The sequence below is a fragment of the Pseudomonas sp. P135 genome, from assembly GCF_020312125.1.
Taxonomy (GTDB): domain Bacteria; phylum Pseudomonadota; class Gammaproteobacteria; order Pseudomonadales; family Pseudomonadaceae; genus Aquipseudomonas; species Aquipseudomonas fragariae.
Genome location: NZ_JAGPYR010000019.1, coordinates 83,743 through 109,810, shown reverse-complemented (window position 1 = coordinate 109,810; position 26,068 = coordinate 83,743). Strand labels below are relative to the sequence as shown.

The 26,068-nt window shown below is 56.9% G+C and carries 23 protein-coding genes and 4 pseudogenes; 16 read left to right on the top strand and 11 right to left on the bottom strand.

Annotation, left to right across the window (positions count from 1 at the left end):
• Window positions 1-12: 12 nt before the first annotated feature.
• Both KBY08_RS22435 and KBY08_RS22430 read right to left on the bottom strand, forming a co-directional pair.
• Window positions 13-876, bottom strand: a pseudogene (locus tag KBY08_RS22435) (DODA-type extradiol aromatic ring-opening family dioxygenase).
• 20 nt (window positions 877-896) lie between these two features.
• Entirely contained in the window at window positions 897-1,526 is a 630-nt protein-coding gene (locus tag KBY08_RS22430) for an NADPH-dependent F420 reductase (protein WP_024642388.1), read from the bottom strand.
• Window positions 1,527-1,626: 100 nt separating this feature from the next.
• On the opposite strand from KBY08_RS22430, the pseudogene KBY08_RS22425 reads away from it, so the two are divergent.
• Window positions 1,627-2,527, top strand: a pseudogene (locus KBY08_RS22425) (LysR family transcriptional regulator).
• A gap of 88 nt (window positions 2,528-2,615) precedes the next feature.
• Here the strand turns inward: KBY08_RS22425 and KBY08_RS22420 are convergent.
• The 5 genes from KBY08_RS22420 to KBY08_RS22400 all read right to left on the bottom strand — a co-directional run bounded on the left by KBY08_RS22420 (window position 2,616) and on the right by KBY08_RS22400 (window position 5,827).
• A complete protein-coding gene (locus KBY08_RS22420) occupies window positions 2,616-3,566 on the bottom strand; it encodes an alpha/beta fold hydrolase (RefSeq protein WP_024642371.1) in 951 nt (316 codons plus the stop codon).
• A gap of 49 nt (window positions 3,567-3,615) precedes the next feature.
• On the bottom strand, window positions 3,616-4,410 hold the full coding sequence (locus tag KBY08_RS22415; RefSeq protein WP_024660247.1) for an SDR family NAD(P)-dependent oxidoreductase: 795 nt from the start codon (window positions 4,408-4,410) through the stop codon (window positions 3,616-3,618).
• A 76-nt stretch (window positions 4,411-4,486) separates the two neighbouring features.
• Window positions 4,487-5,101, bottom strand: a complete 615-nt coding sequence (locus KBY08_RS22410) for a nitroreductase family protein (protein WP_024642369.1) — start codon at window positions 5,099-5,101, stop codon at window positions 4,487-4,489.
• Window positions 5,102-5,181: 80 nt separating this feature from the next.
• Window positions 5,182-5,535 (bottom strand): putative quinol monooxygenase, encoded by a 354-nt coding sequence (locus KBY08_RS22405; protein ID WP_046236254.1) that lies wholly within the window; start codon window positions 5,533-5,535, stop codon window positions 5,182-5,184.
• 94 nt (window positions 5,536-5,629) lie between these two features.
• Window positions 5,630-5,827 (bottom strand): tautomerase family protein, encoded by a 198-nt coding sequence (locus KBY08_RS22400; protein WP_024642973.1) that lies wholly within the window; start codon window positions 5,825-5,827, stop codon window positions 5,630-5,632.
• Between the two features lie 216 nt (window positions 5,828-6,043).
• Here KBY08_RS22400 and KBY08_RS22395 point away from each other — a divergent pair, with 216 nt between their 5' ends.
• Window positions 6,044-6,946, top strand: coding sequence for a LysR family transcriptional regulator (locus tag KBY08_RS22395; RefSeq protein ID WP_024642972.1), 903 nt, complete (start codon window positions 6,044-6,046; stop codon window positions 6,944-6,946).
• A gap of 262 nt (window positions 6,947-7,208) precedes the next feature.
• Here the strand turns inward: KBY08_RS22395 and KBY08_RS22390 are convergent, their stop codons facing one another.
• The gene (locus tag KBY08_RS22390; protein ID WP_024642971.1) at window positions 7,209-8,108 is read right to left on the bottom strand and encodes a LysR family transcriptional regulator; all 900 of its coding nucleotides are present in this window, start codon (window positions 8,106-8,108) and stop codon (window positions 7,209-7,211) included.
• Between the two features lie 143 nt (window positions 8,109-8,251).
• On the opposite strand from KBY08_RS22390, the gene salA reads away from it, so the two are divergent.
• The 6 genes and pseudogenes from salA (at window position 8,252) to KBY08_RS22360 (ending at window position 15,349) form a co-directional block, all read left to right on the top strand.
• Complete coding sequence (gene salA, locus KBY08_RS22385) at window positions 8,252-9,535, top strand: salicylate 1-monooxygenase (RefSeq protein ID WP_024659597.1); 1,284 nt, start codon at window positions 8,252-8,254, stop codon at window positions 9,533-9,535.
• Between the two features lie 58 nt (window positions 9,536-9,593).
• A pseudogene (catA, locus tag KBY08_RS22380) lies at window positions 9,594-10,531 on the top strand (catechol 1,2-dioxygenase).
• 44 nt (window positions 10,532-10,575) lie between these two features.
• Complete coding sequence (locus KBY08_RS22375) at window positions 10,576-11,709, top strand: NAD(P)-dependent alcohol dehydrogenase (protein ID WP_104684212.1); 1,134 nt, start codon at window positions 10,576-10,578, stop codon at window positions 11,707-11,709.
• Window positions 11,710-11,753: 44 nt separating this feature from the next.
• Window positions 11,754-13,205: an aldehyde dehydrogenase gene (locus KBY08_RS22370; protein ID WP_024642968.1), complete on the top strand. Its 1,452-nt coding sequence runs from the start codon at window positions 11,754-11,756 to the stop codon at window positions 13,203-13,205.
• Between the two features lie 175 nt (window positions 13,206-13,380).
• Window positions 13,381-14,175: a transporter gene (locus KBY08_RS22365; RefSeq protein WP_032607983.1), complete on the top strand. Its 795-nt coding sequence runs from the start codon at window positions 13,381-13,383 to the stop codon at window positions 14,173-14,175.
• A gap of 265 nt (window positions 14,176-14,440) precedes the next feature.
• Window positions 14,441-15,349, top strand: coding sequence for an MFS transporter (locus KBY08_RS22360; RefSeq protein WP_225651262.1), 909 nt, complete (start codon window positions 14,441-14,443; stop codon window positions 15,347-15,349).
• A 286-nt stretch (window positions 15,350-15,635) separates the two neighbouring features.
• Here the strand turns inward: KBY08_RS22360 and KBY08_RS22355 are convergent.
• Window positions 15,636-17,044 (bottom strand): annotated as a pseudogene (locus KBY08_RS22355) (carboxylesterase/lipase family protein).
• A gap of 329 nt (window positions 17,045-17,373) precedes the next feature.
• Window positions 17,374-18,021 carry a glutaredoxin 2 gene (gene grxB, locus KBY08_RS22350; protein WP_225650041.1) on the bottom strand — a complete coding sequence of 216 codons (648 nt, stop codon included), beginning with the start codon at window positions 18,019-18,021 and terminating at the stop codon, window positions 17,374-17,376.
• A gap of 345 nt (window positions 18,022-18,366) precedes the next feature.
• On the opposite strand from grxB, the gene KBY08_RS26575 reads away from it, so the two are divergent.
• Both KBY08_RS26575 and KBY08_RS22345 read left to right on the top strand, forming a co-directional pair.
• Window positions 18,367-18,624: a LysR family transcriptional regulator gene (locus KBY08_RS26575; protein ID WP_024642963.1), complete on the top strand. Its 258-nt coding sequence runs from the start codon at window positions 18,367-18,369 to the stop codon at window positions 18,622-18,624.
• 18 nt (window positions 18,625-18,642) lie between these two features.
• The gene (locus KBY08_RS22345; RefSeq protein WP_306345887.1) at window positions 18,643-19,272 is read left to right on the top strand and encodes a substrate binding domain-containing protein; all 630 of its coding nucleotides are present in this window, start codon (window positions 18,643-18,645) and stop codon (window positions 19,270-19,272) included.
• Window positions 19,273-19,651: 379 nt separating this feature from the next.
• Here the strand turns inward: KBY08_RS22345 and KBY08_RS22340 are convergent, their stop codons facing one another.
• On the bottom strand, window positions 19,652-20,518 hold the full coding sequence (locus tag KBY08_RS22340; protein WP_024642961.1) for a LysR family transcriptional regulator: 867 nt from the start codon (window positions 20,516-20,518) through the stop codon (window positions 19,652-19,654).
• A 102-nt stretch (window positions 20,519-20,620) separates the two neighbouring features.
• On the opposite strand from KBY08_RS22340, the gene KBY08_RS22335 reads away from it, so the two are divergent.
• From KBY08_RS22335 to benB, 6 genes are all read left to right on the top strand, one after another.
• A complete protein-coding gene (locus KBY08_RS22335; RefSeq protein ID WP_060400589.1) occupies window positions 20,621-21,742 on the top strand; it encodes a muconate cycloisomerase family protein in 1,122 nt (373 codons plus the stop codon).
• 26 nt (window positions 21,743-21,768) lie between these two features.
• Window positions 21,769-22,059 carry a muconolactone Delta-isomerase gene (catC, locus tag KBY08_RS22330; protein ID WP_024642959.1) on the top strand — a complete coding sequence of 97 codons (291 nt, stop codon included), beginning with the start codon at window positions 21,769-21,771 and terminating at the stop codon, window positions 22,057-22,059.
• A gap of 62 nt (window positions 22,060-22,121) precedes the next feature.
• Entirely contained in the window at window positions 22,122-23,027 is a 906-nt protein-coding gene (gene catA / locus KBY08_RS22325; protein WP_024642958.1) for a catechol 1,2-dioxygenase, read from the top strand.
• 102 nt (window positions 23,028-23,129) lie between these two features.
• Window positions 23,130-24,098, top strand: a complete 969-nt coding sequence (locus KBY08_RS22320; RefSeq protein ID WP_024642957.1) for an AraC family transcriptional regulator — start codon at window positions 23,130-23,132, stop codon at window positions 24,096-24,098.
• Window positions 24,099-24,181: 83 nt separating this feature from the next.
• Complete coding sequence (locus KBY08_RS22315; RefSeq protein ID WP_024642956.1) at window positions 24,182-25,573, top strand: Rieske 2Fe-2S domain-containing protein; 1,392 nt, start codon at window positions 24,182-24,184, stop codon at window positions 25,571-25,573.
• Complete coding sequence (gene benB / locus KBY08_RS22310) at window positions 25,570-26,058, top strand: benzoate 1,2-dioxygenase small subunit (RefSeq protein ID WP_024642955.1); 489 nt, start codon at window positions 25,570-25,572, stop codon at window positions 26,056-26,058. Before KBY08_RS22315 ends, benB begins: the two co-directional genes overlap by 4 nt.
• The last annotated feature ends 10 nt before the right edge of the window (window positions 26,059-26,068 follow it).

The following is a 26,068-nucleotide window of genomic DNA, read 5'->3' as shown; positions in this document are numbered from 1 at the left end:
ATCAAGCTGAAGCTAAACGGCTTGAGCCCCGTAAAATACAGGGCTCAGGCGGCGAGCTAAAACTGTCCAACTTTCGGGGGGCAGTCCACCAGCCGAAGTAAATAGGTAGCTGTCCATTGCCAATACCCCATAGGTCACGCCGCCTTCCACGACGCGTATTTCATAGTATTCACCTGCCGCACCGAGCGCGATGAACAGTGGCAGGTAATGCTCATCCGTAGGATGGGCGCGCTCAGCCGACGGCGCGTATTGCTTGTAGTCCAGCAGTTGGTCCAGGTCGCCCGAAGCCAGAGTCTTAGCAGTCTAGGCAGCGAAATCCTTGACGTACTGCGCACCATGAGGCATGGCACCGCGGAATTCGTACAGATTGTGAGTCAGGCTGCCCGAGGCCACGATCAGTACGTTCATGTCCCGCAGAGGTTTAAGCGCCTGGCCCAACTTACAGGCTTCGCGGGCATCAAGCGAAGCAGGCATTGAGACTTGCACCACTGGAATGTCTGCGTCAGGCGCCAGGTACAGCAATGGCACCCAAGCGCCGTGATCCAGTCCTCGACTGGCGTTCAGGCTGGACTTCCACCCTGAGGCATGGAGCATGTCCACGATCTTTTCCGCCAACGCCGGTGCACCTGGCGCTGGATATCGAATCTGGTACAGAGCGTCGGGAAAACCACCGAAATCATGAATGGTAGAAGGTGCGATGCTCCCGGTAACGCCAATCTCGCCGTGGGTCATCCAGTGTGGAGACAGGATGACGATGGCGTCGGGGCGCGGCAGTTCGCTACCGACCTCGGCAAGATGTTTACCAGCCAGACCGGGCTCGATTGCAAACATGGGAGCACCATGAGACACAAACAGCAGCGGGAAGGACGTGTTCAAGGGGCGTACTCCGTATTGAATTACTTCTTGAGCCAGGCGGGAGCAACCGAAGTCCCCAGGCCGGCACCGTAACCGAGATAGATATTGAAGCCTACCAGTGGCTCCAGATAACGCGCGTTGACTAACCCGCCCGCATCAATGGTGTTCCAGCCCATGCTGCGTGCGAGTGCTACCGCAGTCTGTTTGGCACGTTCACTATCGCTGGCGACGGATACGCTGCCTCGCTGGTTGTCGGCAAAAAGAGGGCCGTCGTCCAGCACCTGAGCGAACAGAGTGTTGAAGGCTTTGACAACCTGTGCGCCAGGCACTGCTTTGGCTATTTCTTCGGCGGCACTTGTCACATGACCAATGGTGAGCGACATGTAGTCAGCGCTCAGTGGGTTAGTGATGTCGATGACCACTTTGCCGCTTAAATCGCCCAGACTTTGGAGCGCAGAAGCTGCATCCGCAAATGCGGTTGCTACGATGACGGCGTCGCTGTCGCCCAATGCGTCGTTGGCGTCATAGGCGTTGACGTTGGTCAACGATGCGGCCACAGCCTTTGCCTTGTTCAGATCGCGACCAGTGATGCGGATAGCGTGACCAGCAGCACTGAGTTGTTTTGCGAATGCCGAGCCCATGTTGCCGGTACCGATTAATGTAATTTTCATAGCTACCTTAGGAGAGGTGGTTTGCCTTTTCGATGAGGTCAGTTTATAGCGTTGAATAATGAGATAACTATGGTTAATAGTTCCACTGAGCGAGACAATCATGGATCGCGCACTTGAGATGCTGGTGTTCTGCACCGTGGTCGACAAAGGGACCTTCGTTGGCGCGACGCACCCGCTGAACATGTCCAAGGCCGCCATTTCACACTATGTCAGCGGGCTCGAAGAAAGACTGGGTGCCCGATTGTTGCATCGCACCACGCGCCGACTTTCGCTGACGGATGAAGGACGGCAGTTCTACCATCAAGCAAAAGATGTATTGGCCATGATGGATGCGGCGGAAGAAGCCGTATCGTCTGCAGCGCCCGAGCCCGTCGGGGTGTTGCGAGTCAACGCACCGGTCAGCTTCGGCGTTTTGCACCTGGGCCCGATCTGGGCGGAATTCATGAAGGCCTATCCAAGGGGCGAACTGGATATCAGCCTCAATGACAGGCTGGTTGATCTGGTAGAAGGAGGGGTTTGATGCAGCAGTACGCATTGCTCGCATGGAAAGCTCCTCGTTGGTCGGGCGCCGTCTGGCTACGACGCGCATGTGCTTGTGTGCCTCGCCAGAGTATCTTCAACGACATCCTCCTTTAATGACCCTGACGGACCTCGGTACGCATCGTGTCGTCGCTGACACGAACTTCGCCAGTGGCAATGATTGGGAGTTTGACGGCCCGGCTGGACCTGAGAGCGTGCGCACGCGATCGGTCGTCCGGTGCAACAATGGCGACACATGTCATAGCATCATGTTGGCGGGGGGAGGTATTTCCTTGCAACCGAGCTTTATGGTGGCTAGGGATCTACGTGCTGGGCGGTTAGTGGAAGTTCTTCCCGAATATCGCTCTATCGAGCTTGGCGTCTACGTGGCTATCCATCGCGCAAGCATTTGCCTCCAAAGTTGCGAGCTCTGGTCAATTTTCCTCGCTGAGCGATTTGCGCATCCGGCATTGGATGTGTGACGTGGAGGCGTGAAAAAGCCCCGCCGATGAGGGAGAGAACCATCGGCGGGGCAGGAAGTCGTAGACGTTTCTGTCCAGGCAAATGCCCTCAAGCGTTGTTGAGAAAACGTCTGAGGTCGTTGGCGAACTTCTCGGGGTTCTTGAAAGCCAGAAAATGATCTCCGTGCTCGTCTTTCTTGTAGACGTGCAATACCGAGCCTGCGATCACCGAATTCATCCAGCGCTGGCTGTGCAGCCAGTCGCTGTATTCGCCAGTAAAGATCGCGGTGGGCACATCGACCTTGGTCCGGATCACATCGCGCCAGTCGTTGGTGGTGTGATCGAACAGCACCTGTGCGGTATAAGTCATGTCGTCCTTGATCACCGCCTGCGCGAGACTTAGGACGTTATGAAAATACGGCGATGACAGATCGACCGCTCTTTCAAGCACCCGAGTTGCGGAAATCAGCATGTTACTGGTGCCGCCGGTATATGAGGCGATCATGCGTTCCGGGGAAGTCGTGAAAGCTCCCGCCTCAAGGCGTTCCTCCTCGGTCCAGTCGGCGTGGCAGTAAATGGATGGCGCCTGGTCAATAATACTGAGGGTGCGAATGCGCTCGGTCCCGAACAAATCGATGTAGGCCCACATGACTGACGCCCCCATCGACCAACCGCAGTAGTCGGCCTGGTCCAGCCACAGATGCTCGGAAAACTCTTTCACGTCCATTGCATAGCGAGCAATACGGTTGCCAAAGCTTACCTTTTGCGACAAGCCCTGATTGCGTACGTCTAGCACGTAAACGTGGTAGTGCTTGCTTAACAACTGCATCAGGTGGAAGTACATCGCACCGTTGGCTGACCAGCCGGGAATAAATACTAACGGTCTGCCGCTCCCGGCCTCCCAGTAGCAGAGATCAACTGCGTCGCTTGTGGTAAAGCTGCCGATCTTGATGTCTGCGAAGTCTGATGCCCTGGAGGGCTGACCCGGAATGTCGTGGGGGAATTTAAAATCTTCGCTCAGTAAATCGCGAAGCGAAAGATGTTGTATTGGGTAATCCACAGAGTGCTCCTGGAGAAGGCTGAGATTGCGACATATGCCTTCCGGCATGTCAGACGATGTCGTCGACCACGCCGCCGTCGACCCGAAGCGAGGCGCCAGTGGTAGCGCTGGCTTGAGGAGAGCAGACGTAGACGACCATATTGGCGACTTCTTCGGTAGACGCAGCACGCTGGATAATTGAGCTGGGACGGTGCTCCATCACGAACTCTGCGGCCACTGATTCCAGTGACTTGCTACCACGCTGCACTTCGGCCTGCAGCATATCGGCCAGGCCGTCGGACAAAGTCGGCCCGGGCAGCACGCTGTTCACCGTGACGCCGCTGCCGGCGACCCGCTTTGCCAATCCTCGGGCCAGGCCCAGCTGCGCTGTTTTGGATACACCATAGTGGATCATGTCGGCAGGGATGTTGCGGGCCGATTCGGATGCAATGAACACCATCCGGCCCCACCCGTTATCTACCATGGCTGGCAATAACGCACGACTCAGGCGTACCCCGGACATCACGTTGGTTTGCCAGTATTGGTCCCACACCTCATCGTCGGTTTCAAAGAAGTCCTGAACGCCGTAGATGCCAGCGTTGTTGACCAGTACGTCGATCTTTCCCGCAGCGTCAGCCAAGGCAGCTGCGCCTTGTGCGGTGCCCAGATCGGCAGTGGCACCCATGACCAACGCCTCTGGTAATTCTGCTTTCAGACGTGCCACTGCGGCATCCACAGATTTGTCGCTGCGGCCGTTGATGATGACAGTGGCGCCGGATTCAGCCAGGCCTCTGGCTATGGCATAGCCAATACCGCCGGTGGAAGCGGTGACCAGTGCGCGTTTACCGTTTAGATCAATTTTCATGCTGATTCCTCAAGAGCAAGGATGAGAGGTTCGAGCCCTCTACCAAACTAGCCGACTCCTCCCAGCGTGGTCGCAGTCAAACGAACTCCAGCACGTATTGAACTGCCTTGCGTGGTTTCTGTGGCCAATTGGCCTCGCCGGCATAGCCGACGGTCACCATCATCACCGGAATTTCATCAGCTGACAGGCCGAAGGCGTCGGCGACCGCGCCTTGGTCAAAGCCAATCATGGGCGCCGACACCATACCGAGGTCAGTTGCAGCGAGCATCAGGGTCATAGCTGCTAGCGAACCGGAGCGAATGGCCTCGTCGCGTTGCAATGCGGGGTTTTTGCTGTACATGCCTTGGGCGGCACCTATCCACATGTCGAATACAGCCTCATCAAGGATACCGGCATCAACGGCGGGCTTGAGCGCGGCAGGCAGGGTGGCATGCGGCTTCAGGGTGCCGCACACGATAAAGGTGACCGCTGCGTCCACAACCTTCCGCTGACTGTAAGCCAGCGGCAACAGGCGCTCCTTGGCTTGCGCGCTACGCACAGCTACGAAGCGCCAGTTCTGCAGGTTGAAAGCCGACGGCGCGCGAGTCGCCAGATCGATAAGCTCGGCAATCTGCTGATCGGAAAGCTGGCGCGTGGGATCGTAGCTGTTGGCAGAAATCCGGTGTTTGATGGTTTCGACAATGGCAGACATCGTTATCTCTTTGAAAGCAGGTAAAGGGCTGACGGCGGCGCAGACCAGGATTGCATTCGGATCTGCGCAGGTCGCTGCTATCAGCGGCTGAAGCCGTCGAACGGCGTCATGTACACAGCACCGAACGGATCGAGACGCTTGCGAACTTCTGCGTCGGGCGTGCCGTATACCGTCAGGCTGGTGATGGTGCACAGCTGCAGGAAGCGCTCGCCGAAAGGTGCGAAGGTGGTATCGACGTGGCTGACTACAGCGTCGGCCCTGTAGCGCTCCAGAATATGCGCGGTGCTGTTGTCTTCATTGACGCTGTATTCGTAGATCAGGGTGCCGGGCTCCTTCTGGGTCTCAGGAACGATTTTGGCAATCAGGGCTTTGAATTCAGCGAATTCCTCAGGCTTTACCGAGAGGGTGAACAGGCAGGAAATATACGGATGCATAACAAGGTCTCTTACAAAGATGCTGATGCTGGATGTAGACGGGCAAGGCAATGCACCGCTCAAACGGCCGGTGCATTTATGTCATACAGACACGTCAGGACTTGTCAGGAGCACCGCCGAACAGCTTGCCGGCACCCGCCCAATCCGAGGGCGCGACATCTTCGAAAATGACGTAGATGTAATTGGCATCGGTACCCGTATTCTTGACGATGCTCTCGGTGATCTCTTCGGCAACCGCTTCCTTGGCGGCGTGCTCTTTACCTTCGAACCAGCTGACACGTACTACAGGCATGGGATTTTCCTCTTGAGTAAAATCAATGATGAAGTCGGCGGCCTTCCAGCCTTCGTTCTGACTTCACGCTCGCAGGCAAAAGGCAGATGTTCCAGCGAACAGACGTGGAGGCCAGGTCACTTTTAAGATAAATCCATGCTAATGTAGAAAGCGTTAGCGATAAACAGCCCATGACTCTCATCTGGGTAGATATATTGTCTGCAATGGTCGGTTCGTATGCTTCCTACAGACTCCCTCCAGGGTGTGCTCACCTTCGTCGCAGCTGCCAATGCACACAGTTTCACCGAGGCCGCCGAACGCCTTGGCATTTCCAAGTCAGCGGTTGGCAAATCCATTGCGCGTCTGGAGGAGCGTCTGGGCACTCAGCTTTTTCATCGCTCCACTCGACGTATCAGTCTGACCGCTGACGGCGAAGCGTATTTCTCTGCATGTTCTGCCGGCCTGGAAGAAATAATTACTGCTGAGCGGGGTTTGGGGCCGGGAGATCGCGAACCTTCAGGCCGGTTACGGGTTGATATGCCAGTGGCCTTCGGACGGCGAGTTGGGGCACCGTTGTTGTTTGAGATCGCAAAGAAATACCCAGCGCTGCAACTCAATATCACCTTTTCGGACCACTTGGTTGATCCCATCGAAGAAGGTATTGACCTACTGGTGCGCTTTGGCGAACCCAAGGATACCCATGGGCTGATTGCGCGCTTGCTTACACGTCAGCGCTGGGTCATCTGCGCGTCGCCAGGCTATCTGGCTCGGGCAGGAGAGCCACGAAGCCTCACAGAGTTGGCGACTCATCATTGCATCGTGGGCCATCGACGCGGTCAGCCCTTGAGCTGGCGCGTGAATCTAAACGGAGAAACTGTCCGCTACGCGCCACCCTCGACTCATCAGATCGGCGACGGTGAGGTCATGATCACCGGCGCTGTTGCCGGGATAGGGCTGTGCCAGATGCCGCGTAGCCTGCTGGAGGACGACATTGTTGCCGGCAGGCTGGTGGAAGTATTGCAGGACTTTGAGCCAGAGGCGGTGGATGTCCATGCCGTGTGGCCGAAGGTTTCACATTTGCGGCCCAAGGTCCGCTATGTGGTCGACGAACTGGTAAAGGTTTGCGAGGACTGGTCCTGACGACATGAATGCTTTCAACTATTCACGTTTCACGTTGACTTCCCGATGCCCGGAAGCAGTCCTGCCGCACGCGGCCCTTCTGTGCAGGTGGAGCATTTGCTGAATCATCAATGACACGCCATGGGAAATCACTGGCGAAGAGTAATCCATCGTAACTGTTACCTGCGCGTCGGTGGCAAGGGTACCAGTGAGCGAGGTGGTGGTTGATAAGGCCCTGGATGTACGTGTCAGGTTGCGCGAAAGCGCGCTATCAGGTGCGGGCCTAGTCGCTGAACAGTTCGAACATCAAATTGCGAAACCAGACGTTGGCCGGATCGCGGTTGAATCGCATGTGCCAGAACAGGTTGATAGCTATTTCGGGCAAGGGGAGCGGCAATGCCACCGTAGTCAGCCCGAACGGACCGGCGCAGCTAGTGGCAAAACGTTCGGGTACAGTGGCGATCAAATCGGTGTTTTGCAGTATATGGCCCACCGCAACAAAATGCGGCACTTCAAGGCGAATGTCGCGCACCAGCCCCGCACGCTGCATAAACGTGTCTATCTCTCCGTGCCCCGTATTCGCGGCCACAATGCGCACATGGCCGAATTTGCAGAAAAGCTCCTGAGTCATGGCGCTGCGCGTAATCGGGTGATCCTTTCGGCAAAGGCACACGTAGCGATGATGGAAAAGTCGGCGCTGATAAAATCCTGCCTGAAGGTCTGGCAACAAGCCTACTGCAAGGTCGACATCGCCATTGGCCATTCCCTCGGACAGCCCCGCATGGCTGCGTACGGTGCTGACCGAAACCCCGGGAGCGGCGGCCAATAACCGCCCGATCAGCCGCGGCATGAAGTAGATTTCCCCAATGTCAGTCATTGCCACCGTAATGCGTTTATGCGCGGTGGCAGGATCGAAGTGGTCATGCCGATTGAGGGCGCCATGCAGTGTCGCAATAGCATGGGATACCGGCTCTGCCAGTTGCACGGCATAGGGCGTCGGGTCCATCCCCAGGGAAGTCCTGACGAAGAGATCATCAGCGAGCACGCCGCGTAGACGCTTTAACGCATTACTCACTGCAGGCTGGGTCATGCCTAGATTTTCGGCGGCCTTGGACACGCTGCGATCGATGAGCAACTGATGAAAGACCACTAATAGATTGAGATCCAGTTCGCGTAGCCGCATGAGAGTTGCCTCGAAATTAATGGGAAAACGCGTCGGGGTCCTATTCACAGTGGTGATAGTGTGTATGGAGTTCGCGGCATTTATCAATGGGTTGTGAATAGTCATGATCGGGCTATTCCAGAAACAACACATAAGGTTTTGCCATGAGTAGTCCCGATCCGAAACTCCAGGTCAGTATCGTTGGCGGAGGTATCGCTGGCGTCGCGCTGGCACTGGAGTTGTGCTGCCATTCCCATCTTGATGTTCAACTCTTTGAAGCCGCACCGGCGTTTGGAGAAGTAGGCGCAGGTGTTTCCTTCGGTGCCAATGCCGTAAGAGCTATCGAAGGGCTTGGACTAGGTAAGCCATACAAGCTCATCGCAGATCGCACTGCGGCGCCATGGCAAGACATATGGTTCGAATGGCGTCGCGGAGAAGATGCAGGGTATCTGGGCGCCAGTGTAGCCGAAGGTGTGGGCCAATCATCTGTTCACCGCGCCGACTTCCTGGACGCGTTAGCTACGCGTCTGCCAACGGGCGTCGCGAACTTTGACAAGCGTGCTACGCGGGTTGAGGAGCAGGACGAGCGTGTCCGTGTCCACTTCGCAGATGGTACCGCCCATGAATGCGACTTGCTGATCGCGGCTGACGGTATCAAATCCAGTATTCGTGACTACGTGCTTGAGGGGCTTGCCCAGCCCTTGGCCGCCCCCCGGTTCAGTGGTACCTGCGCCTACCGCGGGATGATCGACAGTGAGCAACTTCGGGCTGCCTACCAGGCCGCTGACATCGACGAACACTTGATCAACGTCCCGCAAATGTACCTCGGCCTGGATGCACATATCCTGACCTTCCCGGTCAAACAGGGCAGATTGATCAACGTGGTCGCGTTCATCTCGGATCGTAGCGTTGCCAACCCTGTCTGGCCACAAGACATGCCCTGGGTGAAAAATACCTCTCAACAAGAGATGCTCGAATCCTTTGCCCATTGGGGCGATGCCGTGCGCGTGCTGCTCGAATGTATTCCGCAACCCACTCTTTGGGCGCTTCACGAACTCGATGAACTGCCCTGCTATGTGCATGGCCGCGTTGGGCTGATAGGTGATGCCGCGCACGCAATGCTTCCTCATCAGGGTGCCGGAGCGGGCCAGGGTCTGGAAGACGCCTGGCTTTTGGCGCAACTGCTGGCGGATCCCCGTGTGACACAGGCGAGTCCGACTGAGGTTCTGAAAGTGTACGACGAGATCCGCCGCCCACGGGCCTGTCGCGTGCAACGCACTTCCCGCGAAGCCGGCGAACTCTACGAATATCGGGACCAGGAGGCGAAAGACAACGAAGCGCTGCTCTCAACAACGCTGGCAAGCCGTTTCGATTGGCTTTGGAGCCACGATATGGCCGTCGACCTGGCCGACGCTCACGTCCGGCTGGGATGGACCGTAGCAGCGTGACCTGATGGAGCAGCAGCGCCGCGCTGCTGCGTGCAATCAATAATAAAAAGGTGAAATCATGCCCCTGACAATTGCCAACTCACCAGAAGTCCAAGACCTGCTGCGGGACGCCGCGGGCTACAACAATCAGCAGGGCAGTCCACGAACCAAACTAATCGTGCTACGCCTGTTGCAGGAGACTACAAAGCTTATCGAAGAACTGGACATCAGTGACGACGAGTTCTGGGCCTGCGTCGAGTACGTCAATCGGCTAGGCAAAAACAACGAAGCGGGGTTACTGGTTGCGGGGCTTGGCGTCGAGCATTTTCTGGATCTGCTTCACGATGCCAGGCAGGCTGCAGTCAGCAAGGCGGGCGGCACGCCGCGCACGATTGAGGGCCCTCTGGACGTAGCGGGCGCGCCCCTGCGAGAGGGCTATGACCGTATGGACGACGGGAGCGAAGACGGCATTGCCACTCCGATGTTTCTGGATGGCCGAATCCTTGACCTTGAAGGCCGACCGATTGCGGGGGCATTGGTGGATCTATGGCAAGCCGACAGCAAGGGCAACTACTCCCATTTCGACCCTAGTCAATCCGAGTTCAATCTTCGCCGCAGGATCATAACCGACTCTCATGGCCGTTACCGTGTTCGCAGCATCGTATCCTCAGGCTATGGCTGCAACCCCGCCGGTCCTACGCAGGAATGTTTGAACCCGCTGGGTCGCCATGGCCAGCGTCCCGCGCACATGCACTTTTTCGTATCTGCTGCTGGATACGAGCACCTGACCACCCAGATCAACCTCTCCAACGATCCTATCTGTGGGACGACTTCGCCTATGCAACCCGTGACGGTTTGATTGGCGAAGTGCGCTTTGTCGAAGATCCGACGTTGGCCCCAGAGGACGACGTAGTCGGCCGTTTTGCACTGATGACCTTCGACTTCCATCTTCGTCCAGCTGCTACGGGAAAGGCACAGCACCGCAGTAACCGCCCGCGCGCCTTGCAGGAAGTTTGACGAATCCCTCCCACGCCACGAAAACAATAAAAGAGGATCAATACATGTCCATCAATGAACTCGAGCCTGTTGAAGTCACTGTCGCTGTACTGCGGGAAGCAGGGGCAGCATTGAAGTTGGAGCGCGCAAATCTAGGTGTACCTCGCGCTGACGAAGTTCGGGTACGTATCGTAGCCACTGGGGTCTGCCATACCGATATGGTGGTACGCGATCAGCTATTTCCTACACCGTTACCTATCGTCCTTGGGCATGAAGGCGCGGGTGTGGTGAAAGCCGTTGGCGCGTCAGTCACCACCGTTGCTCCGGGTGACCATGTGGTGATGACGTACATGTCCTGCGGCCTGTGCCCGCCATGCGAAACCGGGCATCCGGCGCACTGTTCGCACATGCATCCCCTGAACTTCGGTGGCGGTCGCCTTGATGGCAGCACCTCGACCTGTAGCTGTGAGGACAATGCGCCGCTCCATGATCACTTTTTTGGCCAGTCCTCGTTTTCGACCTATGTTGTGGCCAACGAGCGCAACGTTGTCAAAGTTTCGAAGAATGCTCCGCTGGAATTGTTAGGTCCATTGGGGTGCGGTATCCAGACAGGTGCAGGTTCGGTGCTCAAGGCGATGAAGGTCGAAGCAGGAGCCAGCTTCGTGGCCTTCGGTGCTGGTGCAGTTGGCCTCGCGGCCGTGATGGCGGCCAAGGTTGCCGGAGCAACCACCATCATCGCCGTCGACGTTACCCCCAGTCGCCTGACACTGGCGCTCGAAGTCGGCGCAACTCATGTCATCAACAGCCGCGAAGAAGACCCTGTACAGCGTATTCGCGAGATCACTAATGGCGGGGCGAACTATAGCCTCGAGTGCTCGGGCCGCGCGGACGTCCTGCGCCAAGCTATCGATGCAGTCACCACGCTGGGTACCTGCGGCATAGTCGGCGCCACGAAGATGGGCACAGAAGTCGCCTTCAACATCAATGACGTCATGATCCCTGGCAAACGCATCATGGGTATCGTGCAAGGAGACGTCGTCGCCAATGCATTCATTCCTACCCTGGTCGACCTGCATCTGCAAGGGCGTTTTCCGTTCGACAAACTCTGCCGCTTCTACTCGTTCGAGCAGATTAACGACGCGATGGCGGACAGCGAGAGCGGTATGACTATCAAGCCTATCCTGCGCATGCCTGTCTAGGCCCGCCAGCTCTGATTTTCACGACTAACAAAAAGGTATCAAGCATGAATGTTCAACTGCTGATCGATAACGTCAAACAACCCGCATCGGAAGGCAAAACTTATCAGCGCCATGATTCGCTGAGTGGCAAAACCGTAACAACTGGCGCTGCCGCCTCAGTAGCGGACGCGCTCACAATTGCCCGTTCCTCGCAGCAGGCTTTCGAACAGTGGTCGAAGGTTGGCCCTACCGAACGCCGCCGTCTTTTACTCGCAGCCGCGGACATGCTCATAAGCAAAATGCCTGAATTTTGTAGCGTAATGGCTGAGGAAATTGGTGCCTCGCAACTTTGGGCACAGTTCAATGTAGGGGCTTCGGCCAACCTTTTGCGCGAGGCCGCAGCGCTGACGACTCAGATCAAGGGCGAAACAATCCCGACCGACAAGCCTGGCACGCTGTCGATGACGCTGCGTCAGCCTGTAGGAACGGTGCTTAGCATTGTCCCATGGAACGGTCCGGTCATCCTCGGCGCTCGCGCCATCGCGTATCCGCTTGCGTGCGGCAATACGGTGATTTTCAAAGGATCAGAGAACAGCCCGAGAACTCACGAACTGCTCGCTGAGTCGTTCATTGAGGCCGGTTTGCCGGCTGGCGTGCTGAACTTCCTGGTCACGGCCCCTGAAGACGCGGCTGCGGTCACCGAAGCGTTGATCGCCCATGATACGGTCCGACGGGTGAACTTTACCGGTTCGACCCACGTCGGCCGCATGATTGCTCAGACCAGCGCCAAACACCTCAAGCGTTGCCTGCTGGAGCTTGGCGGCAAAGCGCCTTTTGTGGTGCTTGACGACGCGGATCTGGAAGGGGCGGTCAATGCGGCGATATTCGGCGCGTTCCTTTACCAGGGTCAGATCTGCATGTCGACCGAGCGCTTTGTAGTGGATGAAAGCATCGCAGATACCTTTGTCGAGAAATTCGCAGACCGCGTGCGCAAGCTGGAACAAGGTAATCCCGTCGATACTCCTTCATGCGTCATCGGCCCTGTGATCGCGCAGGGATCTGTTCAGCGGATCAACCAACTGCTCGATGATGCCATCGGTAAGGGTGCCAAAATCGTTGCAGGTGGCTTGGGTGATCAAGCTTTGATGAGGCCGACACTGGTCGACCGGGTCACGTCCGCAATGTCAATCTACGACGAAGAAACCTTCGGCCCCGTGACCACTATCGTACGCGTCAGAGGTGCAGAGCACGCCCTCCAGATCGCTAACGATAATGCGTATGGACTTTCCTCTGCCATTTTCAGCCGTAACGTGAGTCGCGCTTTGGATCTCGCCAGCCGCCTGGACGCAGGGTGCGTGCACATCAACGGCGCTACTGTACAGAACGAGCCACAAGCGCCCTACGGCGGTATGAAAAACAGCGGCTACGGCCGTTTCGACGGTAGTGCTGTGATCGACGAATTCACCGAAGTGAAATGGGTGACGGTCGAACCTGCCGATCAGCAGTATCCCTTCTGATTGCGCGTTGGATCCGCAGACCTTCAACTTCTTATGGTTGCGACAATGAATAATAAAAACGTCCGTAAGCTGATCAGCTATCTCGTTAGAACATCGCTCACCCTGGTTGGGGTCGCCTCGGCGGCCTTCCTGCCAAGTGCGCACGCTACAGAAGGAGGGGGGGTCCTCCTACCCCATGTGCGCTGAAAACTACCTGACGGGCGCCATGCCGCCCGCGGGCCTCTATGGGCAAGTGTTTGCCGAAAGTTATCGCGCCGACCGGTTGCTCGATAACAGTGGTGACAAGGCAGTTGACGATTTTCGTCTAAGCGCAGATGTTATTGCTCCCCGCCTGATCTGGGTCACGGGCCAAAAGCTGTTTGACGGTGATCTTGCTTTTCACCTGAATGTGCCGTTGGTGGACCTCAAGGTCGAGATCAATGGGCAGCATCAACGCAAGTCCGGTATGGGGGATATCATTTTTGGACCGGCCCTGGGGTATCACTACAGCCAAAACTTTCATGCGATATATGCGATAGACATTTTTGCTCCAACCGGTGAGTACGATCGTGGTGACCTGGCTAACATCGGCCGCAACTACTGGGCAATCGAGCCGATCGCGGGGTTCTCGTATGTTGACCCTGCCGGATTGAATGCTGACTTGAAGATGATGTATGACTTCAACCAGCGAAACCGGGACACCGATTATCGTTCTGGCCAGGAAGCACACGCCGACTATTCACTAGGATGGGGGCTGGGGAACGGTTGGATAGTCGGTGTCGGGGGGTACGTGTATCGGCAGACCACCGACGACCGTCAAGATGGAGACTCGGTCAGTAACGCCCGAGGACGCGCTTTTGCTATCGGCCCATCGATCAAGTACACCGGCACTTCGGGTTGGTTTTTGAAGGCTAAATGGCAGAAAGAGAGCGACGTCCGCAACCGTCCGGAAGGGGAGGCGTATTGGCTCAAGTTGACTATTCCGCTCTAAGTTACGGGCCCTGACCGAGGAGCTCGAGCGCGGCTCAGGACTTTACTGCGCCGTTATCATAAATGCCGCCACGTGCCCCAAGGCTTTGCGATGAGAGCGCAATTTGATACCCTCCGTCCCAGACATGGCGTTTGCGGACGCTCTGCGTAAGCGTTAACGTCTACCAACGCACACATGGGATGCCTTCATCCCTCTGTCGTGCGTGGGTAAAATGTCAAATTCCTCCCCGACCGTTCGGGTCGAAACCACTGTATTCGGATCTTCCTTGCTGCTGGGTATCTTACTCATTGCAGCCAATCTGCGCGCCCCCATCACCTCTTTGGGGCCTGTCCTGTCTCAGGTGCAAGAATATTTCGGGGTGAGCTCGACTGCATCCGGGTTGCTCAATGCGCTTCCTCTTCTGATATTCGCAGGTGTGTCTCCTTTGACCCCCTGGCTGACTCGCCGGCTTGGGCTTGAGCGTGCGCTGCTGGGCGCTCTTGTCCTTATTGCCTTGGGTTGCCTGGTTCCTTCCGCAGGCTGGTACGCTGGTCTATGGCTGGGGACGTTGAGCATCGGGGCTGGCATCGCCGTAGCCAACGTGCTCGTTGTGCCGCTGGTCAAATGTGACTTCCCTGGTCACGCAGCGCTGTGTGTCGGCCTTTATGCAGCGACGATGGCATTGATGGCCGCTTTGGCAAGCGGGATCGCAGCGCCACTGTCGGGCTTTTCGAATTATGGGTGGATGGTATCACTGGGCGTTTGGACCTTAATGGCTCTCATCGCGGTTGTCTGCTGGTGGCCTCATGCCAAAGCCGCGCATCCGCAGACTGCTGCCGTGGCCTCTGTCCGGCGTAACAGCGTCTGGTCCAGCGGCATCGCCTGGCAGGTGTCCATTTTCATGGCACTACAGACCATGACCTTCTACACCCTCATTGACTGGTTTCCAGCCATGGCGGCGTCGGGGGGCGTAAACGCTTCCCAGGCAGGTGCCTACTTGTTTGTCTACCAAGCTATCGCCGTGCTAGCAAACCTGGGAACCTCGGCAGCCATCAAACGCTTGGACGATCAGCGCGTGCCGGGAGGTATCTGTTCATTAACCATCGTCGTTGGTATCTCCGGCTTACTTCTGGCGCCATCATTTTCATTGGTCTGGCTAGCGTTCGCTGGAGTGGGGCGGGTATGTCGATGGTGACTTGCCTCAGCCTGTTCGGTTTGCGTACGCGCGACCACCATCAGGCAAGCGCCCTGTCTGCCATGGCGCAGTGCGTGGGATACGGCCTCGGCGCCTGTGGACCTTTTCTGACAGGTTGGCTGCATGCACTAAGCGGCGGCTGGGAGCTCCCTTTAGTGACATTGGTTGCGGCTGCCTGCCTACAAGTCATTTTTGCTGTGTTGGCCGGACGTAACCGGTATGTAGGGGAATAGACGCGATCGGGGGCCACAGCGTGACGTCCGCCCTGAACCCCGCGACCCTGGTATCAGAAGAGCGACAGCTGACCCCCTCTGGTTATGAACTGCTCGTAAAATCGCCGCTTATGCGAGGGGAGCATTGACTGCATGCGAGGATTGGAATCAAGTCTCATCATCAAGGGGTTGTCGATATCGAATTCCGCCCATAGGGGCAACCCGGATTTATTGGGGTTGCCTGTTTTCACGAAGTTTTCCCAGTAACCTAACATCAGGTCTGAAACTCTCTTGTCTTTGTCGGAAAACACGCGAGCGGTTGGAACACTCAAATTGCCGAGTGCATAGGGCACTTCTGACGTATGAAATGCCCCCCACTGCTCGGTGCCTGGTTCGACGTGCGCGAACAGATACAGGTAGATCGGCTGACGACTCGATTGCGCTCGACCAGCGACCCAAAGCCAGGTGGACGCCAAGCCACGGTCACGGCGAATTTCCTTCGCGGTCGACCTCGGGTCGCTCGTTGCCTGAGTGCTGTATAAGGCATCGAGCTGATCCGTCATGCCGGCATACATCGCCCTTAATTCAGCGCGTAAGGCTGGCAGATCTTCAGGCGGAAGACTGAACGATGCGTCGGCGTTCATTCCAGCCAGAATCGGCGTGTCAGCGTACGAACCCACCGCATTGTTGTATGGGTCATGCGGGATCAGATCGCCGTCAATGACTGGCGCAAAACGAAGGAGGCCTGGGCCAAGGCTTTTTTCTGCCTTTCTTACCTGATCGGCCGGTAGCTCGCGCAACTCAGCGAGGGACGAAACCTTGGCGGCCTTGAGGAGTTGTTGCCCTATCGTTTCGGCTTCGGCCAATGACATCGGCGGTCGGCCCATACCCGGACCACTTTGTGGTATTACCTGGCAAACAGGTTTTTCGCTGCTGGGCTGGCGATCATATCGTGGATCGCCATGGAGCCCGCCGACTGGCCCGCAAGGGTAATCCTGTTCCCGTCTCCGCCAAGTGCAGCGGCGTTTTCTTTTACCCATTCCAGAGCAGCGATAACGTCGGCAAACCCGAAGTTACCGGAGCCTTGGCCTTGCTTGGTCAATTCCGGATGTGCAAGGAAACCGAAGACGCCAAGTCGGTAATTGATGTTAACGACGACGTCCCTAGATGCCATCGGCGCTCCATTGTAGATGGGCACAGAACCCGAGCCTGACGTAAATCCTCCACCAGGAATCCACACCATGATCGGCAGCGGCGTGCTGGAACGCTTGGAGGGGCGCCAAATATTGAGATAAAGACAGTCTTCGCTGACACCCTCAGGCACCATGTACTCGCTAGCATAGGGACCGAACCCACCGCTGATGTCTTGCCCGCAGCTTCTCGCGAATTGGGTGGCCGAACGCACGCCCTGCCAAGCTGGTACTGGCGACGGCATTCTCCATCTTTTCGATCCGACAGGAGCAGCCGCATAGGGAACACCCAGATAGCTGTCGACGCCGTCGGCGCTGGATCCGCTTAAGGTCCCTTAAGCGACGTGAATCGTAGTCCCATAGCTCGCGGCTCCGAACGACAGCATCCCTGCGGCCGCAATAAAGCAAGACAACTTTTTCCGGAGCATACATTTCCTTGAATAATGGTTGAAGGGCGACCCGCCCCTTCGTTGGCGATCCACCTCAAGCTACTGAAAGGACATTACTTGAACGCTGAACCAAGTGCTTCCAGGGGCGAACGTTGCCACCGCTGTCGGATCAGTGTGAACAGTCGTGTCGTAAGCTTGCTGACCTTATTGTGGTTAGCACGTCGCTAACATCGCTACATCGCAATGTGATCATGAAGATCGACCCCGCTAAGCTCGGCCATCCGCATCCGATAAGCCTCGACTGCAGGCGGATAGACTATGCCCCGCACGATTGACATGCTCCGCAACGTCGCAAAAAGATGAATATCGTCCTTCGAAAGCTCGCCGTTCACCGCATCCGGGGATTGAATCAAAGGCTCAAGCGCCAGCAGATGGCGGTTAAGGTTGGCGATATAGTCGGCGCTGGCATCCAGATGCTCTTCGAACCGTCCGATAATTCGCTCTTTGTTTCTGGTGAAGTACGCCCGCGCAGCCGGGGTAGAGAACTCTCCAAAGTCTGCGGCCGCCCAACGGGGGAGCGCCAGCGGAAAGAGTGAATCGGCGGCAGCATTGTTCCAGTGAGCCACTGACTGGTTACCAGGGCCGGACAACAACCTGGTGCCAGACATGCCATCAACATGCGCCACGATATCCATGCTCTCGGCCAGGTAGCCGTCAGCATCCTGAAGGATGGGCGCCATTTTTTTGCCAATCATACGAATAGGCGTAGCCTCGTCGTCGTTCAGGAGAATGACTAGATCGAACGCTATCTGCCTCAACCCGAAAATCATCCGGGCTTTGACGCAAAACGGGCAGTGATCGTACACATAGAGCTTAATCATGTTTGAGTTCCAGGTTGTAAACGAGATCGACAGCGGCTTACCGTGCACCAGTCTGAGTGCGGGCCGAAGCGTGTAAACCCGGGCCGCTACTATGCCATGTGCAGCATCACGCACCAGACTTGAATCCGCGTATTGCATGAAGAAAGATTGGCTGCATGCGACTCCCGTGCCATTGGAAGGCGCGCTGAGGGCGGGCGCCTATGGACAGCACGGTGTTGCCGTTTACTAGGACAGCCGTCCGCACAGGGGATTATCCGTAAGACGAAACAACACTCTAACGGCCGCATGATTGAAAGGGAATGTATACTCATGAGACATTGCCTTTCAGAATGAGAGGAGCTTTCCATGGATCTCAATGCGTTGCAGATGCTGGTTACGATCGTCCAGGCTGGGAGTATGACCGCAGGCGCTGAACGTTTGGGGGGGCCGCTACCTACTGTAAGTAGGAGAATCCGCGCGCTTGAGCAGACACTCGCAGTTGAATTGCTCGAGCGCTCGGCCAAGGGTGTAAAGCTCACCGAAGCTGGGACACGTCTTTTCGAGCATGCGAGCCGAGGCCTGGAGCTGTTGCAGGAAGGGCGCGACGCCTTGGAAAGCGATTAGGCCCATATCAAAGGGAAGTTGCGGCTTTCAGTTCCTCCATCGTTTTCGCCCTGGTGGCAGCTGATGTCGGATTTTCAAAAAGATCATCTCGATATCCGTGTTCACCTTCTCTCGACAGAGCGCCGGGTTCACCCTGTGGAGGATGGCGTAGACGTGGCGCTTCGTGTGGGCAGAGTGGAACACGAATCGTTGGTTGCAAGACACCTGCTTGACTATCGCCATATCTTGGTCGCAAGTCCGCGCCTGCTCGCGTCGCACGGGACGCCGAAGAACCCGTATCACCTAAACCGGTTCCCCTGTGCGACATGGACTTTGGGAACAAACATGACCGGGACGTGGCGATTTCCAGGCGTAATCTTGGAGCCCAACGTAGTGCTGTCAACGAATGACAGCATGCATCTGTTGCACAGTGCAGTGGCAGGGAATGTAGTCACCGAGTTGCCCCCTTTTATAGTCAAGGACGCCATCAAACAAGGGCTACTTGTGCCTCTGCTTCCGGACCATGTGCTGCCTGAGTTTTCCTTGAACCTTCTATATCCGGCGCATTGCCATCCTTCTGCCGTAGTGCGCACTTATGTTGAGTATTGTCGCCGGCGTCTGCCATGTCTGCTGGACGCATGTAGTATTTCCCCAGGCACGAGTCGGTGATGCTATTTGCTGAAACCGGAATATGCGTATGTCGAGAAACGGATTGAAGTAAATCGGCAACACGTCGGTAGAGATGAGGCTGTGCGCATAGCCAAACGGAGGGGGTTGAACTGGTCTGATGCATTGAACATTTCAATCGGGCGCTATGATGGAGTGCTGAATGGAGTCAGCCGCAGCAGCTTCAACGCGTGACGCGAGCGGGCTGCCAGTGCTTGCCATAAGCTCCGCTCTTCATTGCTTGCACGTGGTCTGGGCCAGAATGTGAGCGGTGGAAGAGAGTGCTGCGGCAACGCAGCGATACGGTGTCCTTGGGGTCCGTTTCTGCGCCTTGATGAACCCTGCTGATCGCAGCTCGCAGCCGATTCGTGTAATACCTAGTTCATCTGCTGGAAAGCAGTCGAAGACATTGCTGCAGGACAGGGGATACGTCTCCGGCCCGGTAGCTCACAACGATTGGCGAAGTGGCGCTGCTGTCCGATAGAGGCGTGTAGCCGATGTCGTCGCGATGGAGCCTTTGAACCGAGGCGGGCACCAGCGTGATGCCGATGCCTGCAGCGACCAGGCCTATGGCGGTCTGCATTTCGTTCACCGTCTGAGCCACGCGAATCCGCAGCCCCTGTGCAGCGAAGATTCCGAGCACGTGATCTGCGTAGCTGGGACGGGGTGTGCCGGGATAGAGAACAAAAGGCTCGGCCGCCAGTTGTTTAAGCGTGGCTGGCCCGGACAGTAACGGGTGGCCCGCCGGCAGGGCGGCCACCAGCGGATCCTGGCGGAGGATCTCCTGTGTGATGGTCGGGTCGTCGAGCAGCATTCTTCCGAAGCCGATATCGATGCGCCCACTTTTCAAGGCCTCCAGCTGCTGCAGGGTGATCAACTCTGACAAGCCTAGTTCCAGATCACCGAAGCCCCGTAGCTGACGGATGAGCTCAGGTAGGGCCCCGTACAGAGTCGAAGGTGCAAAACCGATCCCGAGCCAGCGTTTCTCGCCCTCCGCGACGCGTCGAGTGTCATCCCCGATACGCGTCAGCTGTTCAAGTAACTGGCTGGAGTGCTCGTGGAAAAACCGGCCGGCTTCAGTCAGCCTTAGCGGTCTGGATCGCTCCAGCAACGCTACGCCTAGCTCATCTTCAAGTTGCTGTATCTGCCGGCTCAGCGGCGGCTGAGCGATATTCAATTGCTCGGCGGCACGGGTGAAGTTCAGGGTCTGGGCCAGCACCCGGAAGTAGCGTAAATGCCGAAGTTCCACGATACCTCCAGGGTATGAAACGAGACTTAATCAATATTGGACGTTCCGCTTCACCAGCGTCAACCTCTGCTCAAGAACAAACACAACGCAGACGGAACGCTCATGACTGCTATCACCATCGTACGCTTCGATACCCAAATCGTAGACCTTCCTACTATCAGGCCGCATAAGCTGGCGATGCATACGATGCACGGCCAGACCTTGGTCATCCTCCGGATTCAATCCAGCGACGGCATCGTCGGCGTCGGTGAGGCGACTACTATCGGCGGCTTGGCGTACGCTGGTGAGAGCCCGGAAAGCATCAAGACCAACCTCGATAAATGGTTCGCCCCCCTGTTGATTGGGCAAGATGCCAGTAGCCTCAACGCTGCCATGCAACGCGTTGATCGTGCCATTCGAGGCAACACATTCGCGCGCTCAGCAGTTGAAACGGCACTGCTCGATGCACAGGGCAAACGCCTGGGTTTGCCTGTGGCGGAGGTGCTCGGCGGACGAGTGCGCGATGGCGTGGAAGTGGCTTGGACGCTGGCCAGCGGTGATACCGGCCTGGACATTGAAGAAGCTGAACGCATGTTGGATATGCGTCGCCATCGCCACTTCAAGCTGAAAATCGGTGCTGGAGAGCCAGCTCGTGACATTGCACATGTTGCCGCTATCAAGCGCGCGCTAGGCGATCGGGCCAGCGTGCGAGTCGATATAAACCAGGCGTGGAGCGAAGCTGTGGCCGTACGGGCATGTCGACGGCTGGCCGATGCTGGGGTTGAGCTCATCGAGCAGCCTTTGTCCCGCTACGATTATCCGGGCATGGTGCGTCTTAGTGCCCACAGTCCCATTCCGCTGATGGCCGATGAAGCGATCGAATCAGTCCAAGACAGCTTTGCCTTGGCACAGATGGGTGCCGCTTCGATATTCGCTTTGAAAATCGCCAAGACAGGTGGGCCTCTGGCTGTCTTGCGGACTGCCGCCATCGCCGAAGCAGCAGGTATCGGGCTGTATGGCGGCACGATGCTCGAAGGCAGTGTTGGAACGCTGGCTGCCGCTCACGCTTTTGCGACGCTGGACAAGCTTGAGTGGCATACCGAGCTCTTCGGTCCACTCTTGTTGACCGAAGATATCCTGGTCGAGCCCCCGGTTTATCGTGACTTTCAGTTGATGGTCCCACGTACGCCTGGGCTCGGCATCGAACTGGACGAACATCGTCTTTCGCGCTTTGCGCGCCGCTGATCTGCCATAAAGAGGACACCCACGACATGCTTTTCCACGTACGCATGACCGTCAAACTCCCTGCTGATATGTCAGCGGAGAGGGCCGCTCAACTCAAGGCCGACGAAAAAGAACTCGCTCAGCGTCTGCAACGCGAAGGTACCTGGCGCCATCTCTGGCGGCTTGCCGGGCTCTACGCCAACGTCAGCGTCTTTGACGTGCAGGACAACCAGGCGCTGCACGACACCTTGATGCAGCTGCCGCTGTATCCCTACATGGAAATCGAGGTCACGCCGATGTGCCGACATCCATCTTCGATCCATACCGACGACCGTTGAGTCCACCTAATTTGAAGCACTGACATCGACAATAACAATGAGTATTGATGAGGGCACAAGCCATGACCGTTCGTATCTCGCAAACCGCTGAAGTACAGCAATTCCTGGAGAAAGCATCCGGCTTCGATCAGCCAACCGGAAGCCAGCGAATGAAAACCGTCGTCCATCGTGTTTTGAATGACTCGGTCAAGATCATCGAGGATTTGCAGATCACTTCGGAGGAGTTCTGGAAGGCTGTCAATTACCTGAATGATCTCGGCAGTCGTCAGGAAGCGGGGCTGGTAGCTGCAGGTCTGGGTCTGGAGCACTATCTGGACATGCTGATGGACGCTGAAGATGCTCAGGCCGGCCATGTCGGCGGCACCCCACGGACCATTGAAGGCCCCCTCTACGTTGCAGGTGCTCCTCTCTCGGAACACTTCGCTCGCCTGGACGACGGCCAGGATCCCGGCACCGTGTTATACATGACCGGTCAGGTGCGCGGTACTGACGGAAAGCCCTTGGCCGATGCGGTTGTCGATGTCTGGCACGCCAATACTAAAGGGACCTACTCCTATTTCGATCCTTCCCAATCCGAATTCAACCTCCGCCGCCGGATCCTGACCGATGCTGAAGGACGCTACCGCTTCCAGAGTATCGTGCCCTCGGGCTACGGCTGCTCGCCGGACGGGCCCACCCAGCAACTGCTTAACCAGTTGGGACGTCACGGCCAGCGTCCCGCGCACGTTCACTTCTTCATCTCTGCACCTGGATATCGTCACCTGACAACTCAGATCAATCTGGCGGGGGACAAGTACCTGCACGATGACTTCGCTTACGCGACCCGTGATGAGTTGATCGCTGAGATTCGTTTCAGCGACGATGCAAATGGCCCGCGCGCAGATATCGAGTTCAATTTCGTCCTTCAACCTTCTGCAGCTCCAAAAGACGAAAGTCGTCCTGAGCGCGCAAGGGCGCTGGAAGTCTGATTTACCGTTTCACCTGAAGCCACTGAGCCTCAGCAGCGACTGCTGTCGGAGGCTCAGTGGCTTCAGCCCGGCCTTGAATAAAACAACAAGAGAGGCGCGAACATGACCGTGTTACTGAGTGAGCGCAGTCAAATTTTCGACCGTGCGGATGCGTACACCGTGTCGGATTACGTCAACCAACATGTGGGCAGCCATCGCATCCGCCTGCCACCCAAAGGTCGCCCTGAAGCGAGCATCAGCCATCGTACGTTCTCCAGCCTGGACCTATGCCGCATCAGTTACGGCGCGCCGGTACGGGTTACATCTGCTGCGCTGGAAACCATCTATCATCTGCAAATTCTGCTTCAGGGACACTGCCGATCTGCCGCCCGGGGGAAGGAGCAGACATTCCGCGCTGGCGAGATTCTGCTAATCAACCCGGATGATCCAGTTGACCTGACGTACTCGGCAGACTGCGAGAAATTTATCGTCAAGGTACCGGTGAGGCTGTTGGAAAACGCTTGCCTAGAACAGCACTGGACGCTGCCGGCGCAGGGTATACGCTTCGCTGTCGAGCGCCACGAAGTGGGTGCGATGAGTGGTTTCGTCCAGTTGTTGGGATTGGTTTGTCACGAGGCCGAGAATGCGGCCCAAGGTGAGATTCAGTCTCTTTATGAGCGGATAGTCGCCAATAAGCTGTTAGCTCAGCTGACAAGCAACGTATTGAGAGTGCTACCACGACCTGATGAGAGCAGTGGTTTCGATCGCGTGCGGGAGTTCATTGAGGAACATCTGGTAGAGGACATCAGCGTCGAGCAGCTTATGGCGGTCGCCCGGGTCAGCGAGCGGTCTCTATACACGCTGTTCGAGCGACAGGTCGGGCTGTCCCCTAGAGACTATATGCGCCAGCGAAAGCTGGAACGGGTGCATGCGCAGCTGCGAGCGGCCACTGCCCGAAGCGTTACCGAAGTCGCGCTGAACCACGGATTTATCCATCTGGGACGCTTCTCCGAATCCTATCGTAAGCGCTTTGGCGAGCTGCCTTCACAGACCTGGCGGCGTCACCATCAGCATGTTGCGCCAGGCGGATAGTGAATTGCAGCGAGCGGATATTGGTGCCATGGAGGAACACGTAGGGTGAGGGGCCTGATACAAGAGCAACCGAGGGCCTCCCCATGATCAGCAATCTCGACAGACTCGCCCTTCAACTCAGCGAGTCCGTGCAGGAAGATCCCGCTACCGGGGTCTTCCGCTGCCGCCGCGATATCTTCACTGACACGAAACTGTTCGCGCTGGAGATGAAGCATATTTATGAAAGTAGTTGGGTCTACCTCGCGCATGAAAGCCAGGTACCTGAGATCAACGACTACTTCACCACCTACATCGGCCGTCAGCCGGTTGTCATTACCCGCGACAAACACGGTGCGCTACACGGGCTGGTCAACGCCTGCGCACACCGTGGCGCCATGCTTTGTCGACGCAAACAGGGGAACAAAGGTTCGTTCACCTGCCCGTTCCATGGCTGGACATTCAGCAACGCCGGCAAACTGCTTAAAGTCAAAGATGCCAAGTCCGGTGCCTATCCCGATAGCTTCGATTGCGATGGCTCTCACGACCTCAAGCGTCTGGCCCGATTCGAAAACTATCGTGGCTTTCTCTTTGGCAGCCTCAGTGAGGGGGTTCCAGAGCTCAGCGATTACCTGGGCGAAACCCGGATCATCATCGATCAGATGGTCGATCAGGCGCCCGAGGGGCTGGAAGTGCTGCGTGGCAGTTCATCCTATATCTATGACGGCAACTGGAAACTGCAAATCGAGAACGGCGCCGATGGCTACCACGTCAGTTCGGTGCACTGGAATTACTCGGCAACCATGGGGCGGCGTAATTACGAGGCAGAAGGCACACGTACCGTCGACGCCAATGGTTGGTCGAAAAGCCTGGGCGGCGTCTACGCCTTCGAGCATGGCCACATCTTGCTCTGGACCCGGTTGCTCAACCCGGAAGTGCGTCCGGTGCACGCCCATCGCGCAGCGCTTGCCGAACGCCTTGGGCAAGAGCGTGCGGATTTCATCGTCGATCAGACTCGCAACCTCTGCCTCTATCCCAACGTTTACCTGATGGATCAGTTCTCGACCCAAATCCGCGTGGTGCGTCCCATCTCGGTCGACAAAACCGAAGTAACTATCTACTGCATGGCACCAAAGGGTGAAAGCGCCCAGGACCGCACAACCCGGATCCGTCAATACGAAGACTTCTTCAACGTCAGTGGGATGGGAACGCCGGATGATCTGGAAGAGTTCCGCGCTTGCCAGACCGGCTATCAGGGTGCCACGACCATGTGGAATGACCTCAGTCGCGGGGCTAAACAATGGGTCGAGGGGGCTGATGACAACGCTCGTGCCATGGGCATGAATCCCCAGCTCAGCGGTGTGAAAACCGAAGATGAAGGTCTGTTCGTTCGTCAGCATGCGTACTGGGCCGCGAGCCTGAAGCGCGCGATCGAGCTCGAACAGAAAGACCTGATCGCCACCGACCGGATTTCCCCTGACAAGAGTGAGCGCTCATGAGTATTTCCCGGGACTGCCTGCTTGCCTTTCTCTACCGTGAAGCGCGCCTGCTGGATGACCGGCAGTGGGACGAGTGGTTGGAGTGCTACTCGCCGAAAGCCGAGTTCTGGATGCCTGCGTGGGACGACCACGACACGCTAACGGACGATCCCCAGCGCGAAATTTCGCTGGTCTATTACCCCAGCCGTGACGGTCTGGAGGACCGCGTGTTTCGCATCAAGACCGAACGTTCCAGCGCCAGTACTCCTGAGCCGCGCACTGCACATTTCATTACCAACGTTGAAGTGCTCGCCCAAGACGCGGCACATGTGGAACTGCGTTTTAACTGGCAAACCCTCAGCCATCGCTACAAGACCACGGATATGTATTTTGGCACCTCGTTCTATCGCCTGGATGTCAGGGCGGCGCAACCACTGATTACGCGCAAGAAGGTGGTACTGAAAAACGACTACATCCATCAGGTCATCGATATCTATCACATCTGAGGTCAAACCC

Excerpts from the sequence above, each read along its gene's own strand:
- KBY08_RS22430 (WP_024642388.1), bottom strand. The coding sequence starts at position 1,526 with ATGAAAATTACATTAATCGGTACCGGCAACATGGGCTCGGCATTCGCA.
- KBY08_RS22415 (WP_024660247.1), bottom strand. The coding sequence starts at position 4,410 with ATGAAAATTGATCTAAACGGTAAACGCGCACTGGTCACCGCTTCCACC.
- KBY08_RS22410 (WP_024642369.1), bottom strand. The coding sequence starts at position 5,101 with ATGTCTGCCATTGTCGAAACCATCAAACACCGGATTTCTGCCAACAGC.
- KBY08_RS22405 (WP_046236254.1), bottom strand. The coding sequence starts at position 5,535 with ATGCATCCGTATATTTCCTGCCTGTTCACCCTCTCGGTAAAGCCTGAG.
- KBY08_RS22400 (WP_024642973.1), bottom strand. The coding sequence starts at position 5,827 with ATGCCTGTAGTACGTGTCAGCTGGTTCGAAGGTAAAGAGCACGCCGCC.
- KBY08_RS22395 (WP_024642972.1), top strand. The coding sequence starts at position 6,044 with ATGCTTCCTACAGACTCCCTCCAGGGTGTGCTCACCTTCGTCGCAGCT.
- KBY08_RS22390 (WP_024642971.1), bottom strand. The coding sequence starts at position 8,108 with ATGCGGCTACGCGAACTGGATCTCAATCTATTAGTGGTCTTTCATCAG.
- salA (WP_024659597.1), top strand. The coding sequence starts at position 8,252 with ATGAGTAGTCCCGATCCGAAACTCCAGGTCAGTATCGTTGGCGGAGGT.
- KBY08_RS22375 (WP_104684212.1), top strand. The coding sequence starts at position 10,576 with ATGTCCATCAATGAACTCGAGCCTGTTGAAGTCACTGTCGCTGTACTG.
- KBY08_RS22370 (WP_024642968.1), top strand. The coding sequence starts at position 11,754 with ATGAATGTTCAACTGCTGATCGATAACGTCAAACAACCCGCATCGGAA.
- KBY08_RS22365 (WP_032607983.1), top strand. The coding sequence starts at position 13,381 with ATGTGCGCTGAAAACTACCTGACGGGCGCCATGCCGCCCGCGGGCCTC.
- grxB (WP_225650041.1), bottom strand. The coding sequence starts at position 18,021 with ATGATTAAGCTCTATGTGTACGATCACTGCCCGTTTTGCGTCAAAGCC.
- KBY08_RS26575 (WP_024642963.1), top strand. The coding sequence starts at position 18,367 with ATGGATCTCAATGCGTTGCAGATGCTGGTTACGATCGTCCAGGCTGGG.
- KBY08_RS22335 (WP_060400589.1), top strand. The coding sequence starts at position 20,621 with ATGACTGCTATCACCATCGTACGCTTCGATACCCAAATCGTAGACCTT.
- catC (WP_024642959.1), top strand. The coding sequence starts at position 21,769 with ATGCTTTTCCACGTACGCATGACCGTCAAACTCCCTGCTGATATGTCA.
- catA (WP_024642958.1), top strand. The coding sequence starts at position 22,122 with ATGACCGTTCGTATCTCGCAAACCGCTGAAGTACAGCAATTCCTGGAG.
- KBY08_RS22320 (WP_024642957.1), top strand. The coding sequence starts at position 23,130 with ATGACCGTGTTACTGAGTGAGCGCAGTCAAATTTTCGACCGTGCGGAT.
- KBY08_RS22315 (WP_024642956.1), top strand. The coding sequence starts at position 24,182 with ATGATCAGCAATCTCGACAGACTCGCCCTTCAACTCAGCGAGTCCGTG.
- benB (WP_024642955.1), top strand. The coding sequence starts at position 25,570 with ATGAGTATTTCCCGGGACTGCCTGCTTGCCTTTCTCTACCGTGAAGCG.